The organism is Natrialba sp. PRR66 (genome assembly GCF_034808065.1).
Lineage (GTDB): Archaea > Halobacteriota > Halobacteria > Halobacteriales > Natrialbaceae > Natrialba > Natrialba aegyptia.
The window spans coordinates 558,635-574,028 of record NZ_JAXHGN010000003.1 but is presented as its reverse complement, the minus strand read 5'-3'; the positions used below and the strand labels follow the sequence as shown (position 1 = coordinate 574,028).

Below are 15,394 nucleotides of genomic sequence, written 5' to 3'. Positions count from 1 at the left end.
AGTCACCTGAAAGTAGAATAGTTCACTATATATTTGACAGAAACTTTCGTCTTTGCTCCATCTTTTGGCCCGCGGTCCGTTTATCATAGTGCTTATCGAGGACGTCCTGTCCAACATTCATCCGGTCGCTAACAACAGTCTCGGGAACCTCGTTGAGCAGAAAGTGTGTAATGCTGCCTCGTCGAATGGAATGAGGACTCACGTTCAGAGGGCATTTGCTGTAGTGTCCATAGTTCATAGCCTCACAGATATCCATATCTCTGTTGTGAGGGCACTTGTTTGTGTAATAGCAGGGGCGAGTAACTCGATAAACGGCATCACGAATAGAAGCGCCTACCATTCGTCCTCCGCTTGTCGTCAATAGAGGATTCCGGCCATATTCATCTATTATCCCCGTTCGATTCTGCTCAATCCAGTCATCAAGCGCATCGCAGATGTCGGGGTTCAGAGCGACTAATCGCTCTCCCTCCGGTCCATTCTTCAGAGGCGTTTCCTGCTCTGGTCGATGCCGAAGTGTGAGATGCTGATTGTCCGAATCGTAGTCCTCGAGGTCGAGGGAGCGAAGAGCGCCGAGTCTCATTCCCGTGTGCCAGAGGAGTTCCAATATGATGTGTGCCCGCGAGGCGTATTCGAAGCGCCGGAGATAATCAAGAACTTTCTCAGCCTCCTCTGCGTGTAGCGTCTCTTCCCGTTGTTCATCGCTCTTCGAAAGGACAGGCATGGTGATTTTCTCGTGCAATCCTTGTTCTACGCCGTCAATCGATTCGCACCAGCGAACGAAGATTCGGAGTGCATCGAGTTGTCCCTGGAGTGTTATTGGCTTGAGGTCCCCATCGTCTCTCCTCCAAGCTCGGAATTTCTGTAGCTTTCGTCCCGAGAGGTCATTCATATTGTCGAGGTCTTCGACATCCTTGCTCCAGCGAATGAAGTGTTTGAGTCTGTAGTGATAGCCGCTGAGTGTGCTTTCCGATACCTCTCCTTTTCTGGCGTTCAGGTACATCTCCTTGGCTTCGGCTGGGGAGATGGGTTCGAGTTCTGTTTGGCTCATGTTTTCTCCGAACGCCAGCCAGAGTGAGAATGCGTGCTTTGTTTCAGTTGAGCTGTCCCCGGTTCAAATCCGGGAGGCGGCATACCTCTTTTTATGCCTTCGGGTTTCCTCGCTCACTACGTTCGCTGCGGGAGTCTCTCGGTCACAAAAACGAGGTGAAAACACCTCGACACTCCCGTCGGTCAGGTCGGGTGAAACTGCGACTCACTTCGCTCGCCGCGGTACGCTGACGCTCCAGAACCGTATCGTCAAAAAGCTTATGTAGCAATAAGATGGTTGATTTTTTGATGGGAAGACGTGCTTTCCTCACGACGGTTACAGGCTCGGCCCTACTGCTTTCTGCTGGCTGTCTCTCGAACTCGTCACAATCTCGAGATCCGAGTGACTCCTCATCGTCGACTACAACCCATTCTTGCGATGCTGTTGAGATTACCCGAGCGTCCGTATCCGTGGAACCCGTGTGTGATGGCGGCCCAAGGAGGACAGGGAGTGTAGAGGGACAAGCAGGGGACTGCAAGGCGGAACTACTCCTCGAGATCGTCGACGAGGACGAAACCATCGAGGAGGTTACCTTCGAGACCAACAACGGTAGGTGGTCGGTCGGTTTCGGTGAGGGACCAGGACAAGTATGGACGATTCCCAGTCAAGGCGACAAACGTGTACGGATTCGTGGCCCGGATGGGGAGATTCTTGCCTCGGAACGGCTCACCGTTTCTCACTATCTGGATTCACCAGACCTCGCTGTTTGGCGGTCTGAGTTCGAGCCTGAAACAGTGTCAGTCGGCGAGGATGTCACGGTGGTATTCAGCATTGCAACGTTCGGTTCTGAGACGTCATTCACTGCCGCACTCTTGGTCGACGGCAAAGCGGTAGAAACTCGCAACGGAACGGTTGACAGTGGTCCAGACTGTCAACATGCCAGCGGCCCGGAGTACGAGTTCAGTTACACCTTCGAGGAACCAGGAGAGTACGAACTGGCGGGCAGAATTACCGTCGACGGTTCCTCAAAGGGAGATCACATTAGGTCGATTGGAACGGTGACCGTGACTCAGTGAGCCAGGACACATAAGTTCAACACCGGGGGACGGCACTTCTCACGGCGACCAACTTTGGGAGCCGTTCGAAAGCGATCCGAGTGGGTTTGAACTGGACCGAGGTTCTGCGAGCAAGCGAGTTCACTGGAGTAGCTCACAATCCGGGAGGTGGCATCCGTTTGCAACGAGTTCGCTCGCGAGTTCAGGGACGGAGCGCGAACGGATCTGAGGGTGAGAACGCCAAGCAGTGATGAGAGTTCGCAGAGTTCAAATCGGGGGCGGTGGATTTCCACACGATCGAGATTCGAAACGTACGGCATTCGATGAGCCAACGGTTCCAGCCAGTTTGTGAGTCTATGGACGATCAAATTTGAGAGCAACACTCCAGATAGTGGCCCACAATTACTCGTCGAAGCGTGACACGAGACGATGAGAGACATCGGTAAGGTATACTGAGCCCCAGATTGCGACGACAATGGCACCGACGAGATCGTAGAAGAGATCACCGATCGTATCGGTGATGCCGTGCTGGGCGAGGATGACCTCGGAGCCGAACCACTGGGCAAAGAGACCGAGGGTGAACTCCATGAGTTCCCAGATGACGCCGAAGGCCAGCACAAACAGCAGGATGAAGACGAACAGCATTCTCGGGGGAAGGTAGATATCGTCGGTGTACAGGTCGATGGCTCGAACGACCGTATACCCCGTCCCGGCGACGATCGATGCGGAGACGGCGTGAGTCAGGCTGTCCCATGGGCCGAGGAAGCCGTACAGCCCTGCTGAGCCGAGTGCATGGAGAAAGACCGCACCGGTGATCCAGAGGACGAGTTCAGGTTCGAGCGGGAGGCGGAGGTCGCGTTCGAGAAATGCCGGAAGACCCGTGATGGCGAGTGCGATGCCGGCATTGGTGATGGTCGTCGCGTCGAGAGTAAGGAGGCCGTAGAGAAACAGGAAGCCGAGAGCGAGCTGAAGAAGTCGGGAGAGTCGCCTGATGGTTTGGTCGGAGGCGTTGAGGCGGCTGCGGAGAAACGGCGGGACGGTATCGCTCTCGGAGGGCGAGCCGGGCGCGTTTTGTGGGGCCGATTCGGATGGGGAATGGTCGTCGACGGAACGTGAAGGCGGAAATCCGCCGTCGGAGGGTGTCGATCGCATCGCGTATCGGTTGAAGACGATACCGGCGAGGAAGCCGGCGATCGTGGCGTACACGAAGTCCATCATCATCGCGTGGTTGGCTGCGTCCGCCGAACGACCGGCGTCGATGGAGGGCGTTCCGAACGCGAGGGCGGATGTCCACTGGGCGACGTTCCACGTTGCGGCGACTGCAAGGGTCGTAATTACGACGAGCGCAATCGCAAACGAGTGGGTCATTCGAACGGCGGTAAATCGGTGGATCTCGGTGACGGCGACGAGTGCAACGGCAGCGACGGCGATGTAAACGGCGATCGACGTCAGAAACGTCTCTCCCAGTATCGTCGCATCGACGACTGGAACCGCAACGAGCACGAGCAGTTCCCAGGGTGGCATCACACGCGGGTCGCGGTGGGAAGCTGCAGGGAGGAGAACAATCGCGACGGCGAGCCCCGTAAAGACGAACCACCGGAAGGACGACTCGAACGCGTGGATCGTCGCGAGTATGCAGAGGACGGCGACGATGATCCATCCGACGGTAGCGTTGCGATGGGTCTCATCGAGCAGGCCGTCGAGTCGGTCCGTTTGCATGCACAGACGTATGTGATAGACCACCAAAACGTGCTGTCCGGAATAATACACCGCGTCAGTAGCGGCTGGCAGACTACTGTTCGAACAGTCGACAAGCGACGAACTATCGGAAGAAAGCCGTTCCGCTCGAGACGAGACGTTACTCGTCGGTCGAGACGACGATCGTTCGGGCTGCGTGGTCTCCGACTCGCTGGTGTTTCGAGGAGAGATATGCGGTTCCGATACCGATGAGATAGAAGAGCGGAAGGATATCCACGACCCGCAGCAGGTTTCGGAGGGTTGCCGCGACCCACGTACAGCGAGACCCGTCATCTTTGACGACGACGATTCCCCGGGCTCGCTTGCCGATCGTCTGGCCATAGTAGCCCTCAAAGAGGATCTGGTAGACGAAAAGAACGACCGGGGCGAGGAATTGGAGCCCCAGAATGAGTCCGCCGAGACCACCCAGGGAACTGCCGAGGATAATCGTCCCGCCCCCGTATCCGAGGATGCCGCAGACGAGAGCGACTATTAGTGCATCGATCAGCAGTGCTTCTGCACGACTATCGAGAATGCCTGCAGGACTGTCTTCGTTAGGAACTGGATATCGATCCATAGCATACAGTCACGATATATTGTATATCAAACTTCCCAATAACATCTGTTTATATCTATTGTCTAATAATATCAAACTTAAAGAATCATTCGAGAGGAGTCTCTCTGGAATCAGGAGTCTAATCGATGGAAATACAACTAGGAGGACGGATATCACCGAGTCCACCGCTATCTCTCGACTCATTCCTGTTGAGCCACGGTGACAACACGCTTCACCAAGAAACCGATCAGAATTACATCAAAAGGTAACGATGACCAGAAAGCATTACTAATAGTGACAACAATTTATAGCGGTCGAAGGGCACAACGAAGAGGGCCTGCTTACTGTGTCCTATGGCTTCTCATAGGGGCTGTAGCAAGTCAGTTCCGGCACACCCGCGCCCCGTCCTGCGGGTGCGCCGAGAAATCGGTACCGCAGACCGTGTCAGCACGACCGCATCAATACTCGAGTGCAGTAGCGTCAGAGACGGCGAAGGTACATCCAACGTGGCAAATTCCGCGTCACAGGTACCCAAGTCGCGGTATCACACAGGCTCGGCCTGCGAGCTGAACTCGACTGCGAGTGAGACGCGATGAAAAAGTCCGGGTGCGAGAATCGAACCCGCGTCTCAGCCTCCACAAGGCTGAAGGATAACCACTACCCCAACCCGGACACGCTTGCACACTGATGTAGGTCCGGTTGGCCTGAAATACGTTACGACTCACGTTCGATATTATGGTAGCAGCTACCGCGAGAGAGCTGCTCACAGTGCTCAGAACTCAGCACTCAGTGAACAGTGCTCAGCGACAGAGACGAGAAACACTCGGAAACTGCGACAGGAGCAAGTCCTCCGATCCAGGTGTGTGCCGATGCTGTCTGGAGAACGCGACCGAGACGCTTTTCGGCCATGCACCCATAGGAAGGCCAACGCGTGGCCATCACCGACAAAATATACGTCAAGAACCATCGCCAGCTCAGTTCGCAACTCGAGACGAATATCCCCAAAGGGGCGTTCAAGGGTGCAACACTCGATATGCTCTTTCAGGGAGAGGGACTCGAGAAGCTAGACGACGCCACCCGTGATCGAGTTCTCGAGTTCACCGAGGATTTCCTCGACTGTGAGTGTGACAACAATCCCTACTGTGGGTGTCCGGAGCGAAAGTTCATCCAGTACCTGCTCGATCTACGCGCGCAGGGTCTGGGTCCCGACGCCATCGTCGACGTGATGACAGACGATTACATGGTCTATGCCTATCCTGGAGACGTGCTCTCGTTTCTCGATAGCGGGGTCCGAACGCTGGAGGCTGCCGAACACCTCGCGAACGTCGACGGGGCTGTGGACAAACGTGACGAGATTCGGCAGGCAAAACAAGACCTGGCGCGGTAGGAATCGAACCGACGCAGTCCGTATACGGGCGTAAAACCGGCTATTGGCCACGTTGCTTCCGTGCTCTGTGCTCCGTGCGGATTGCAGTTCAAGAGGCAGAGACGAGCGCTGTCAGCGCCCTGTTCTCACCGGAACTGATATGTGCTAGTGTCATCTGACTGCTCCCCTGTCTCGAAGTCGTCGAGATCATCGAGCAAGAGCACCTCGTCTTGCTCGTCGTCGAGTCGGTCCTGCAGATCGGTGACGTAGGCTTTGTACTCGTCTAACTGCTCTCGCAAGTGCTCGGCCTCGAGTTCAAGTCGTTCGTGCTCGCGGATGAATCGCTTCGGTACTTCGACGGTTGGCGGGAACGAGAGATCGGCCTCGTCGCCGGCGTCGCCGTTTTCGCTGGCCGACCGGACGGCGAGTTCGTGCTCGGGGACGACCGTGACCTGGCCGTCGTGGTCGACGAGTTGGTCGACGTAGTCCCGGAAGACGGCCGACAGCGAGATATCGCGCTCTTCGGCGATATCCTGCAGGGATTCGAACGCATCCTCGTTGACGCGAAACGAGATCGTCTTGTTCTTGTTGCCCATGCGTGTTCGTCAGTACGTCACGGGGCGGTCCACTTAACGGTTCGTCAGACGACAGTACGTGCCGTGCCGTATTGTGGTGTGTGGTGTTATGTTGTGGCTGGCTGGAAGCAAGCAGGAAAAGAGTGAAAACCGAGGGCCGTGGTCAGGCAGTCGCCTCGTTTTCCTCGAGTTGTTCGAGGGCCTGAATCACGTCGTTCCGGTAGTTGACGACCGGCGAGTCGTACTGATCGCGAGCCATCTGGGCGTACTCGTTCGTCGGTGCGGTCGAGCCGCTTTCGGGCGCTTCCTGTTCGGCTTCCCACGCCTCGACGGATTCGATGCGGTCGAGCGTTCGTTCTGCGGTCTCGACGACCCAGCGGTCGCGGGTGGCGGCGTCGACGACGGCGATCGATTCGGGTCGCAGAGAGACGTTGACTGTGCCGTCGTCAGTCTGGTAGGTTCGCGGTTTCCCGACAACCGAGACGTAAGCTGGTGGTTCGGTCTCGCGCAGCGTCGAAGCCGCTTCGGGCTGGTACTGGCCGGCGTAGACGAAGAACGTCCCGGTCGGGTCGACGACCCGGCCGCGCCAGTACTCGCTGTCCTCGCCGACGTCCTCGGTTTCGGTGAGCGTTCCGACGACGAAGACGCGGTTCGCGCGATCGCCCGTCGGCAGCAGGGCGAAGTTCGGCGCGCGCTCGTCGTCCGATTCTTTGAACGTGTACGTCGAGTCGTTGAATTCCGATGCGAAGACGCGACGGGCGACTTCGCGGGTGAGTTCTGCCTGGCTCATGGTTACATCGACCTCGCTTTGATCAGCAGTTCCTCCGCATCCGCCGGCCCGTCGAGTTCAGTCACGTCGTCGGCCAGGACGTAGCGGCCGAAGGTTGGACCCTCGATGCGGTAGTAGGTGCCGACGATATCGGCTGCGATTTCGTCGGCGACGACGGTCGTATCGAGGGCGTCCATCGCCATGTCCTTGGCCTCTTCGAGGGAGAGCCCGGTCAGGTTCTCCGTGGCGTCCTTGTCGAAGATGACTTCGTGGGCGTCGAGGCCGTCGTCGACGACGGCTTTGATTCGGAGATCGAACTCGCCTTCGACCTCGCCGTGTTCGTTACAGCGGCCGTTCTGAAGGACTCGGGTGCAGTCGTCCTCGGGGCAGCGCTTGATGAGGCCGCTCCCGTTTTGCATGTCGACGAGTGCGCCCTCGATCTCGCTCGTGTCGTCGCCGACCTCGATGTCCTCGTCGCGTTCTTCGATGATCGTCGTACTGTTGAGTTTGACCGAGTACCGGCCCTGGTACTCGTCGGTGACGACGTTCTGGAGGGAGTAGACGCCGCCCTCCTCGAGTGCCGGCAGGTCGGATTTGGCCCACTTGGTGAACTTGATCGTTCCCGTCGGGTCGCCGAGCAGGCCGACCTGGGCGACGGAGTCGCTCCGTGGGTCCCAGAGTTCGATGACTTTCGCCGTGAGGTCGACCCACTCCTCGGGTTCCTCGACGTCTTCGACGTTCACCGCCTCGCTGGAACCGCTCGAGAGGTCATCGCGCTCGAGGCCGGCCTCCTCTAAGTAGTGGTTGGTGACGCTCCGGCGCGCCTCGTCCATCGGCACTTTGTACTCGTCGACGAGCGTGGCCAGGCGCTCCTCAACGTCCTCGACGCTCACGTCGAGGTGGTCCGAAAACTGGTCGTGGATGTCGTCCGCGTGCTGTCGTACGTCGCTCATTGTGTCACGCCTCCTCCTTGGTTTCACTGGGAGGCATACGTCCATTCGCGCCCGATAGTATTTAAAGTGCCGCCACCGGAGTGAAAGTGAACAGCGATCGGATTCGTCTCGCGGGTACTCACTCCACGCGGTGTCGCGTGGCAAGTCCCGCGAGGTGGGGCGCTTCGGGAACGATCAAGTCCTCGCAGGCGGTCCGGCAGGCGCTTTGGCTCCCGGGCAAGCAAAACACCGGCGTATCGACCGCGATCCCCGCCGTCGCGCGCGATGCCATCGCCCGCGTGCCGACCTCGTCCCACGAGAGCGACCGGAAGAGTTCGCCAAAGCCGGGCAACTCGCGCTCGAACAGCGATGCCGTCGCCTCCGGCGAGACGTCGTCCGCGGTGACGCCCGTCCCGCCGGTGGTGAGCACGACGTCGATATCGTCGCGCGCGACAAGCCCGCGAACCGCCGTTCGGATCGCGGCGTAATCGTCCCGGACCAGCAGCCGTTCTCGCACCTCGTGGCCCGCGTTCTCGAAACACTCCTGTATGGTGTCGCCGCCCGGATCGTCCGGCGCAGCGTTCGAGTCATCGGCCGCCGCCTCGGCGCGTGAACTCGAGACCGTCACGATCGCGGCATATAGCGGGTCAATAGTATCGTGCCCGTGGTCGTCGGTCTGACGGCGAGCTGTCGTCTCGGCGGTATCATCGTGGCGTTCACTGGGTGGCATAGTCGTGTCCATCTGTCTCGCCGGAGTGCGATAATTGCTGTCTTCCGAACGGCAAGCCAGACCGGTGTCGGTAGCGCGACCGGACCGAGCTATCCGAGCAGTAGAATCCGCTTCGAAAGCACAGTGGGAAGAGATATCCTCAGTTACTATCGGAACTCGCCTCGCAGCGGCTAGGAGGTCTGTCCCGAACTGTCAGTCCTGTTCCGACTCACCGGAGCAGTCGTAGCTGAACGCTTGCCATGCGAGGACAGCGTCACCGTCCGTGACTTCGACCCGGAACCGGCCGCCGACTGGCATGGTACCGATCGCCTGCTCTTTGTACACGACCGCGCCGTCTTCACTGGGGTTCGTCGGTCCGGTTTCGCCCACGCTAAGCGGGATCGCATACTCGGGATTCGATGCGTCCATTTTCGGCTCGTACACGTTGATCCACTTCGCACCCGTTTCTTCTAACTCTTCGGCAACAAGCGTCACCCGGAGTGTTGCGTTCTCTCCGTCCCATGGCACTATCTTCGTGTTCCGTAGTGGGGGGTTTTTCTCGCCGTCCTGATCGAACATCGTACAGCTCGGTTCGCTATCGTCGCTCGTCGACCCGATCGTTGATCCAAGACAGCCGCTCAATCCGGCGATTGAGGCTATCGGAGCGGCTTGCAGGATCTTCCGTCTCGGGACCGTGGTGTTCATCGATAATTTAGCACACGACGGGACACTTATTGTATCTGTCTCCATCGACGGAAACCTCCCAATCCCACGTTACGGTTCCACCTGATGGGTCCATCTTGCCCACACACATGCCTAGCAGTTCACACGTGGCCTCGGTCTGCCCTTCGAACGCGGGACAGAACGTGTCCGCACCCATATCCATCTTCGACCGGTGAGGACGGACGGTCCCGCCCCCGATCGTGAACGAACCCGAGAGCGTGGCTGAACCGCCGACACCGCCGGGTTCCCCGGAGACTTCCATCGACATGTCCATTTCGTAGCCGTGTCGGTCTCGGTCACCGCCGGGTTTGTACCGGACCATGTCACCGTTATCCGACGTGAGTTCGATCTCGACTCGCGCGTTTTCCAGGTTGCCGGTCCAGGCAGCGCGGTCCTGCGGTCGGAGCCCGCCCCAGGCGTACCACATGAGATAGCGGTTGCCATCCTCGTCATAGATGGCCGGTTTGTAACAGGTCATGTAGTAGTCCGCATCGACCAGCGACGCGCCCGTGACGGTCGTATCCGAGACGCTCGTCGATTCGCTCCAGACCTGATTTCCGGGAGCATCCGTCGGATCTTCCTGGAGGATATCGACCGTCTCCGACTCCATCGAGGACGCTTCGTCGGACGTCTTCCGAGAGCGTTGCAGAGTCTGCGTGGAATCTCCGTCCCCGATCTCCGTCATAAGAGTTCGGATCCGTTCTCGTTCTTCCTTCGAGATAGTATCACCCGTCGTATCTCCCGACCCGCTCGCCGAAAGGGAATACCCGGAGACGTCCCGCTTTCGCTCCGTCTCTCCCTCGCTGGCGATCGCTGTACCGACCAGTGGAACCGTGGCGGATCCGACGGCCGCTGTTTTCAGGAAGTTACGCCTCGTACCGCTATTTCCATTCGACATTGCGCCTAGATATTCACATAATATGATAAGTATGTTTCGATAACCAGACCAATTATTTGACATGAGGGCGGACAGAGATCCGAGACGGATTGTAACCGGAAGAAGAACGTCAACTCACGGAGCCACGGCAATCTATCCCGCCAAAACTCGCGAGTAACGGTGAAAACGGCACAAATAGCCCGTTATGCGTTCCAAGTAGCTCGAAAAATTCGAACGCCGAAGCCAGGACTCGAACCTGGGACAACCTCGTTAACAGCGAGGTGCTCTACCATCTGAGCTACTTCGGCTCAACTCGTGATTGGCGGGTTCTTTTGATAGGGCTTTCGTTTTCGCTTCCGGCGGTTCGACACCCTTTCACGCACCGCACGAGTAGTTGCGCGCAAATGAGCGACGACGATGCAGTCGACGAATCCAAAATGGATTCGGGGCCCAACTCAGATCCAGACGCAGGTTCAGGCTCAGACGCAGCCTCCGACGAACGCGACACTGGAACCGACAGGCACGACGAAACCAGCAAACGGGACGAGTTCAGTCGCGTCGTCGCCACCGTCCGAGATCGCATCGACCCCGACGAGGCGGAGCGCGAACGGCTACAAGAAGTCGCGAACCGCCTCGCCACCCGCGCCGCCGACGCGGCGACCGACCGCTGCCCCGACGCCGACGTGATACGGGTCGGCTCGACGGCCAGGGACACCTGGATCAGCGGCGACCGCGACATCGATATCTTCGTCCGCTTTCCGCCCGAACTCGACCGGGAGACGCTCGAGGAGTACGGCCTCGACGTCGGTCACGCCACCCTCCCCGAGGGTCACGAGGAGTATGCCGAGCACCCCTACGTCACGGGCACCGTCGACGAGTTCGATATCGACGTGGTCCCGTGTTTTCGCCTCGAATCCGCGACCGAAATCCGCTCGGCCGTCGATCGGACCCCCTTCCACACGCAGTATCTGGAGCGGCGACTCGACGACGCCCTTGCAGCCGACGTGCGCGTCGCAAAACAGTTCCTGAAGGGGATCGGAGCCTACGGCAGCGACCTCCGAACCCGCGGCTTCAGCGGCTACCTGACGGAACTGCTCGTCTGGGAGTACGGCGGCTTCCGACCGCTCCTTGCGGCTGCCGCCGACTGGCAGCCGCCGGTCGAACTCGACCCCGAGGATCACGGCCGGGAAACGTTCGCCGACCCCCTCGTCGTCATCGATCCCACGGACCCCGAGCGAAACGTCGCCGCCGTCTGTTCCCCCGAGAACGTCGCCCGCCTCCAGCACTACGCCCGCGAGTTCATCGACGCGCCGGCCCTCGCGTTCTTCGAGACCGACGACCCCGACCCGCTGACCGAAACCGAACTCTGCGAGCACCTGACGGCGCGGCAAACGACGCCGATCGCCGTTCGGTTCGACGCGCCGAACCTGGTCGCAGATCAGCTCTACCCGCAGCTCCGGAAGTCCCGCGACGGCATCACCCAGGGGCTCGACGACCGTGGGTTCGACGTCTTCCGGACGACGACGTTCGCGGATGAGACCGCCGTGGTGTTCGGCGAACTCGAGGTCGCGGAGCGGCCGGCGGTCGAGCGCCACGACGGCCCGCCGGTCCACGTGCGGGCCCACGCCGAAGGATTCTACGAGACCTACGCAGACGATCCGACTGCGTACGGACCGTTCATCGACGGCGACCGGTACGTCACCGAGCGCGAGCGCGAGTTCACGAGCGCGCGGGCGTTCCTCGAGAGCGAGCGACTGTTCGACGTGGGACTCGGCGCACACGTCGAGACTGAACTCGAATCGGGGTACGAGGTGCTGGTCGGTGACGAGGTGACGGTGTTACTCGGCGAGTTCGGACGCGAACTGCGGGCGTATTTCGAGCCGGAGCCCTGAGGACGCGACTGGTTGCTGGTGCGGCGGCGACGAAACGCGACGACTTACAGGTCGATAGCTACGTCGTGGGCCGCGAGAACGTCTTCGAGCACCGAGACGACCTGCTCGTCGAGTTCGTCATCGTCGGGTTGGATCGGGTCGCGGCCGTCGAACGTCTCGTGGACGATCGAGACGCTGTCCGCGAGGACGTCCAACCCGTAGCCGCCTTCGAGGACGAACGCGAGGGACGCGTCGGTGTCGTCGGCGAGCGTTCGGAGGCGGTCGGCCAGCAAGGCGTAGGCTTCAGTCGAGAGGCGGATGCGCGAGATGGGGTCGTGACGGTGGGCGTCGAACCCGGCGCTGACGAGCAAGAGGTCGGGATCGAACGACTCGAGTGCGGCCGCGATCGGGCCGTCGACCGCCGCGAGGTAGCCGGCGTCGTCCGTTCCGGCGGGCATCGGGATGTTCATCGTCGTCCCGGTGGCGTCGCCGGTACCGGTTTCGTCGATATCCCCGGTACCGGGATACAGCCCCTGTTCGTGGATCGAGACGAAGAACACGTCGTCGCGGTCGTAGAAGATGTCCTGCGTGCCGTTGCCGTGGTGGACGTCCCAGTCGACGATCGCGACTCGGTCGACGTCGTAGTCGTCGTGATCGAGGGCGTGCTGGGCGGCGACGGCGACGTTGTTCACGAAGCAAAAGCCCATCGCGTCGTCCTCGACGGCGTGGTGGCCCGGCGGCCGACCGATCGAAAATGGCGTTTGACGACCCGTTTCGCCCGATAGCGCAGCGTCCACGGCCCAACAGGCCTGGCCGGCGCTGTACCGAATTGCATCCCAGGTATCCTCGACGGCGGTCGTATCGGGGTCCCAGTTCCCGCCGCCGTCGGCGCAGAACGACTCGACCGATTCGACGTACGCGCGGTCGTGAACGGCCGCGATCTCGTCGAGCGAACAGGGATCGCCCTCGACGTACGCGACGCCGTGTTTTTTCTTCAGTCGCTCTCTGATCGCCCGTAGCCGGTCCGAAGACTCCGGGTGGCGCGAACCGGGATCGTGTGCGAGGCAGACCTCGCTGTAGCCAAATTGCATCTCACACTCACTCGAACAGCGAGAAGTACGTCTCGATGTCGTCGTCGATAATCGTTCGCCGATCCGCGTGGCGGGCGAGGATGGCCGATGCTCCTGCGACGTTATCCGCGTAATCCTCGAGAATGTCCGCCAGCGCGACGCGAGCGTCCATCGAGACCCGGTAGCGGTCGTCGATCTCCAGTCTCGCGATCCGGTCGACCGGCGCGACCGGCAACTCGAGTTCGTCCTTTTCGACGACGGTTTCGACCTCGAAATCCGACGCCATCAGCGTCTTCCGTCCGTCCGCGGTGGCGCGGTCGGCAGCGTCGATCGCGAGGTCGCTCCCGCGGTCCTGAATCCGGGCTGCGAGTTCGGCCGACGCGTCGGCGCTCACCCGAAGATCACCCGCGTTCCGCCGGATAATCGTATCCACCGGCGCGAACGGGAGTTCGACGTTCATATCATGCTAGGCGAAGCTAACTCCCTTAACGCTTTTCCTCGCCGATCGCGAGGCGAGGACTGCCTAGAACACGTCGTTTGCATCGAGTCGCCCCTCTCGAACGACGCCCCGCGCGGTGACCTCCTCGCCGAGGCCGACATCGGCCTCGGTCTCGACGCTCATCGTCGTCTCGCCGTCGTCGAGCACGACCGGGCTGCCGGCCTGCACCACGACGCCGGTGAACTCGAGTTCATCGCCGTCCGACGGCTCGCCGGCGTCGGTGGCTCCGGCCTCGTCCGCGGTCGCGCGGCCGTTCTCTTCTTCAGCGGAGTCGGCTGCGGATTCATCACCGGTCGCCCCGGCGTCGTCGGCAGCCGCGTCACCCGCGAACGCAGAGAGTCCCGCGTTTTCGTCGCTCGTCGAACTCTCGTCGCCGGCTGCGCTCGCACCGCCGGCGCTGTCGGACTCCGATTCGAGGATCGTGATCGTCGACTGCCAGCCGGCGGAGGCCTCGAGATCGTCCTGCCAGCCGTCTTGAATCTCGACATCGCCGAGTGCGACCTCGTCGCCGGGGCCGATATCGAGATCCGCCTTCTCACCCCAGAGTGCGACGCGAATGTCGCCGGTGGCATCCTGGACGCGGACGTTCTTGACCTGGCCCTCGGAGCCGTCGTCGCGGTCGAACGTCCGCTTCGGGTCCGTCGATCGAACGACGCCAGCGAGGTCGACCGTCTGGCCGATCTCGAGGTTCTCGATCGGCGTGCTTTCCGGGACGTACTCGATATCGGCGTCGACCGTCTCGACTGCCCCCCGGTTGCCGACGTGGAGTTCGAGCGAGCCGTCGCGCTCGCGAACGTAGCCGTCGACAACCTCGACGGTCTCGTCGGCCTCGAGTTCGGTCGCGAGGTCCGCCTGGTCGTCCCAGAGCGTGACGCGGACGCGGCCGGTCGAGTCGCCGAGGACGAGATTCGAGACCTTCCCCTCGGAGCCGTCGTCGCGGTCGAACGTGCGAACGGTGTCGGTGTCGAGGACGAGTCCGACGAGATTGACGTTCGAAAGACCGAGCGAGAGGTTCTCGACGGTGTAGGTATCCGAAATCTGTACGTCGATTTCGGTGTCGGGATCCGGTTCGACCTCGTCGACGCTGACTTCGACGCCGCTGAAGCCGTCCTTCGGGCGACCCTTGATCCGCAGGACCTGGCCTTCTTCGAGTTCGTCGATAGCGGCGTCGGCGTGCTCGTCCCAGAAGGCCGCGCGGACGGAACCGGTCTCGTCGGCGACTTCGACGTTGACGACCTGGCCGTCCTCGTCCTCGCCGTCGCGTTCGAAGGTGCGGCGCTCGCCGACCGAGAGCACTTTGGCGACGAACTTCGCTTCTTCCATGCCAGGCTCGATATCGGCGATGCCCCCGACCTCGCTCTCGCCGACCTCGTGAGCGATCAGCATCGCCGCCGTCTCCTCGTCCGCGAGTCCCCCCATCTGCTCGACTTTGTCCTCGACGGCCTCGCGAAACTCCTCCAGAGAGATGTCGGCCTCGAGGTCTTCATAGACGCCCTCGATGTCGCTCATTCTATGCTCGTGCATGAGTAGCCCGCGCATAAGCGTTGTCCATTCGTCGTGTGCGCGCTCGATAACCTGACTCCCCGGTCGTGAACCGGAATCGATATCGATACCCCCGAACTGTGACG

General features: G+C 60.5%; 15 protein-coding genes and 2 tRNA genes. 3 read left to right on the top strand and 14 right to left on the bottom strand.

Features of this window, described 5'->3' with window-relative positions:
- Nucleotides 1-25: 25 nt before the first annotated feature.
- Entirely contained in the window at nucleotides 26-1,048 is a 1,023-nt protein-coding gene (locus tag SM755_RS13265) for a site-specific integrase (RefSeq protein WP_323173070.1), read from the bottom strand.
- A gap of 449 nt (nucleotides 1,049-1,497) precedes the next feature.
- Between SM755_RS13265 and SM755_RS13260 the strand changes: the two genes are divergently transcribed.
- Nucleotides 1,498-2,103: a hypothetical protein gene (locus SM755_RS13260; RefSeq protein WP_323173069.1), complete on the top strand. Its 606-nt coding sequence runs from the start codon at nucleotides 1,498-1,500 to the stop codon at nucleotides 2,101-2,103.
- A gap of 381 nt (nucleotides 2,104-2,484) precedes the next feature.
- Here the strand turns inward: SM755_RS13260 and SM755_RS13255 are convergent, their stop codons facing one another.
- From SM755_RS13255 to SM755_RS13245, 3 genes are all read right to left on the bottom strand, one after another.
- Entirely contained in the window at nucleotides 2,485-3,801 is a 1,317-nt protein-coding gene (locus tag SM755_RS13255) for a hypothetical protein (protein ID WP_323173068.1), read from the bottom strand.
- Between the two features lie 139 nt (nucleotides 3,802-3,940).
- Nucleotides 3,941-4,396 carry an RDD family protein gene (locus tag SM755_RS13250; RefSeq protein WP_323173067.1) on the bottom strand — a complete coding sequence of 152 codons (456 nt, stop codon included), beginning with the start codon at nucleotides 4,394-4,396 and terminating at the stop codon, nucleotides 3,941-3,943.
- A gap of 579 nt (nucleotides 4,397-4,975) precedes the next feature.
- A tRNA-His gene (locus SM755_RS13245) sits at nucleotides 4,976-5,047 on the bottom strand.
- Between the two features lie 259 nt (nucleotides 5,048-5,306).
- On the opposite strand from SM755_RS13245, the gene SM755_RS13240 reads away from it, so the two are divergent.
- Nucleotides 5,307-5,762: a DUF5814 domain-containing protein gene (locus tag SM755_RS13240; protein ID WP_323173066.1), complete on the top strand. Its 456-nt coding sequence runs from the start codon at nucleotides 5,307-5,309 to the stop codon at nucleotides 5,760-5,762.
- A 125-nt stretch (nucleotides 5,763-5,887) separates the two neighbouring features.
- Here SM755_RS13240 and SM755_RS13235 read toward each other — a convergent pair whose 3' ends face one another.
- The 7 genes from SM755_RS13235 to SM755_RS13205 form a co-directional block, all read right to left on the bottom strand.
- Nucleotides 5,888-6,337: a CopG family transcriptional regulator gene (locus SM755_RS13235; protein WP_323173065.1), complete on the bottom strand. Its 450-nt coding sequence runs from the start codon at nucleotides 6,335-6,337 to the stop codon at nucleotides 5,888-5,890.
- 142 nt (nucleotides 6,338-6,479) lie between these two features.
- Nucleotides 6,480-7,106 (bottom strand): DNA-binding protein, encoded by a 627-nt coding sequence (locus SM755_RS13230; RefSeq protein WP_323173064.1) that lies wholly within the window; start codon nucleotides 7,104-7,106, stop codon nucleotides 6,480-6,482.
- Nucleotides 7,107-7,108: 2 nt separating this feature from the next.
- Nucleotides 7,109-8,038 carry a replication factor A gene (locus SM755_RS13225; RefSeq protein WP_323173063.1) on the bottom strand — a complete coding sequence of 310 codons (930 nt, stop codon included), beginning with the start codon at nucleotides 8,036-8,038 and terminating at the stop codon, nucleotides 7,109-7,111.
- Between the two features lie 118 nt (nucleotides 8,039-8,156).
- Nucleotides 8,157-8,747, bottom strand: a complete 591-nt coding sequence (locus SM755_RS13220) for a MogA/MoaB family molybdenum cofactor biosynthesis protein (RefSeq protein ID WP_323173062.1) — start codon at nucleotides 8,745-8,747, stop codon at nucleotides 8,157-8,159.
- A 192-nt stretch (nucleotides 8,748-8,939) separates the two neighbouring features.
- Nucleotides 8,940-9,431, bottom strand: coding sequence for a hypothetical protein (locus tag SM755_RS13215; protein WP_323173061.1), 492 nt, complete (start codon nucleotides 9,429-9,431; stop codon nucleotides 8,940-8,942).
- Nucleotides 9,432-9,438: 7 nt separating this feature from the next.
- Entirely contained in the window at nucleotides 9,439-10,347 is a 909-nt protein-coding gene (locus SM755_RS13210) for a twin-arginine translocation signal domain-containing protein (RefSeq protein ID WP_323173060.1), read from the bottom strand.
- A gap of 214 nt (nucleotides 10,348-10,561) precedes the next feature.
- Nucleotides 10,562-10,634: transfer RNA gene (locus SM755_RS13205), tRNA-Asn, on the bottom strand.
- Nucleotides 10,635-10,730: 96 nt separating this feature from the next.
- Here SM755_RS13205 and cca point away from each other — a divergent pair.
- Nucleotides 10,731-12,218, top strand: coding sequence for a CCA tRNA nucleotidyltransferase (gene cca / locus SM755_RS13200; protein WP_323173059.1), 1,488 nt, complete (start codon nucleotides 10,731-10,733; stop codon nucleotides 12,216-12,218).
- 44 nt (nucleotides 12,219-12,262) lie between these two features.
- On the opposite strand, the gene SM755_RS13195 is transcribed toward cca, so the two are convergent.
- The 3 genes from SM755_RS13195 to SM755_RS13185 form a co-directional block, all read right to left on the bottom strand.
- The gene (locus tag SM755_RS13195) at nucleotides 12,263-13,288 is read right to left on the bottom strand and encodes a histone deacetylase (protein WP_323173058.1); all 1,026 of its coding nucleotides are present in this window, start codon (nucleotides 13,286-13,288) and stop codon (nucleotides 12,263-12,265) included.
- Between the two features lie 7 nt (nucleotides 13,289-13,295).
- Nucleotides 13,296-13,727, bottom strand: coding sequence for a histone (locus SM755_RS13190; RefSeq protein ID WP_006110538.1), 432 nt, complete (start codon nucleotides 13,725-13,727; stop codon nucleotides 13,296-13,298).
- Between the two features lie 63 nt (nucleotides 13,728-13,790).
- Complete coding sequence (locus tag SM755_RS13185) at nucleotides 13,791-15,275, bottom strand: single-stranded DNA binding protein (RefSeq protein WP_323173057.1); 1,485 nt, start codon at nucleotides 15,273-15,275, stop codon at nucleotides 13,791-13,793.
- Nucleotides 15,276-15,394 lie beyond the last annotated feature (119 nt).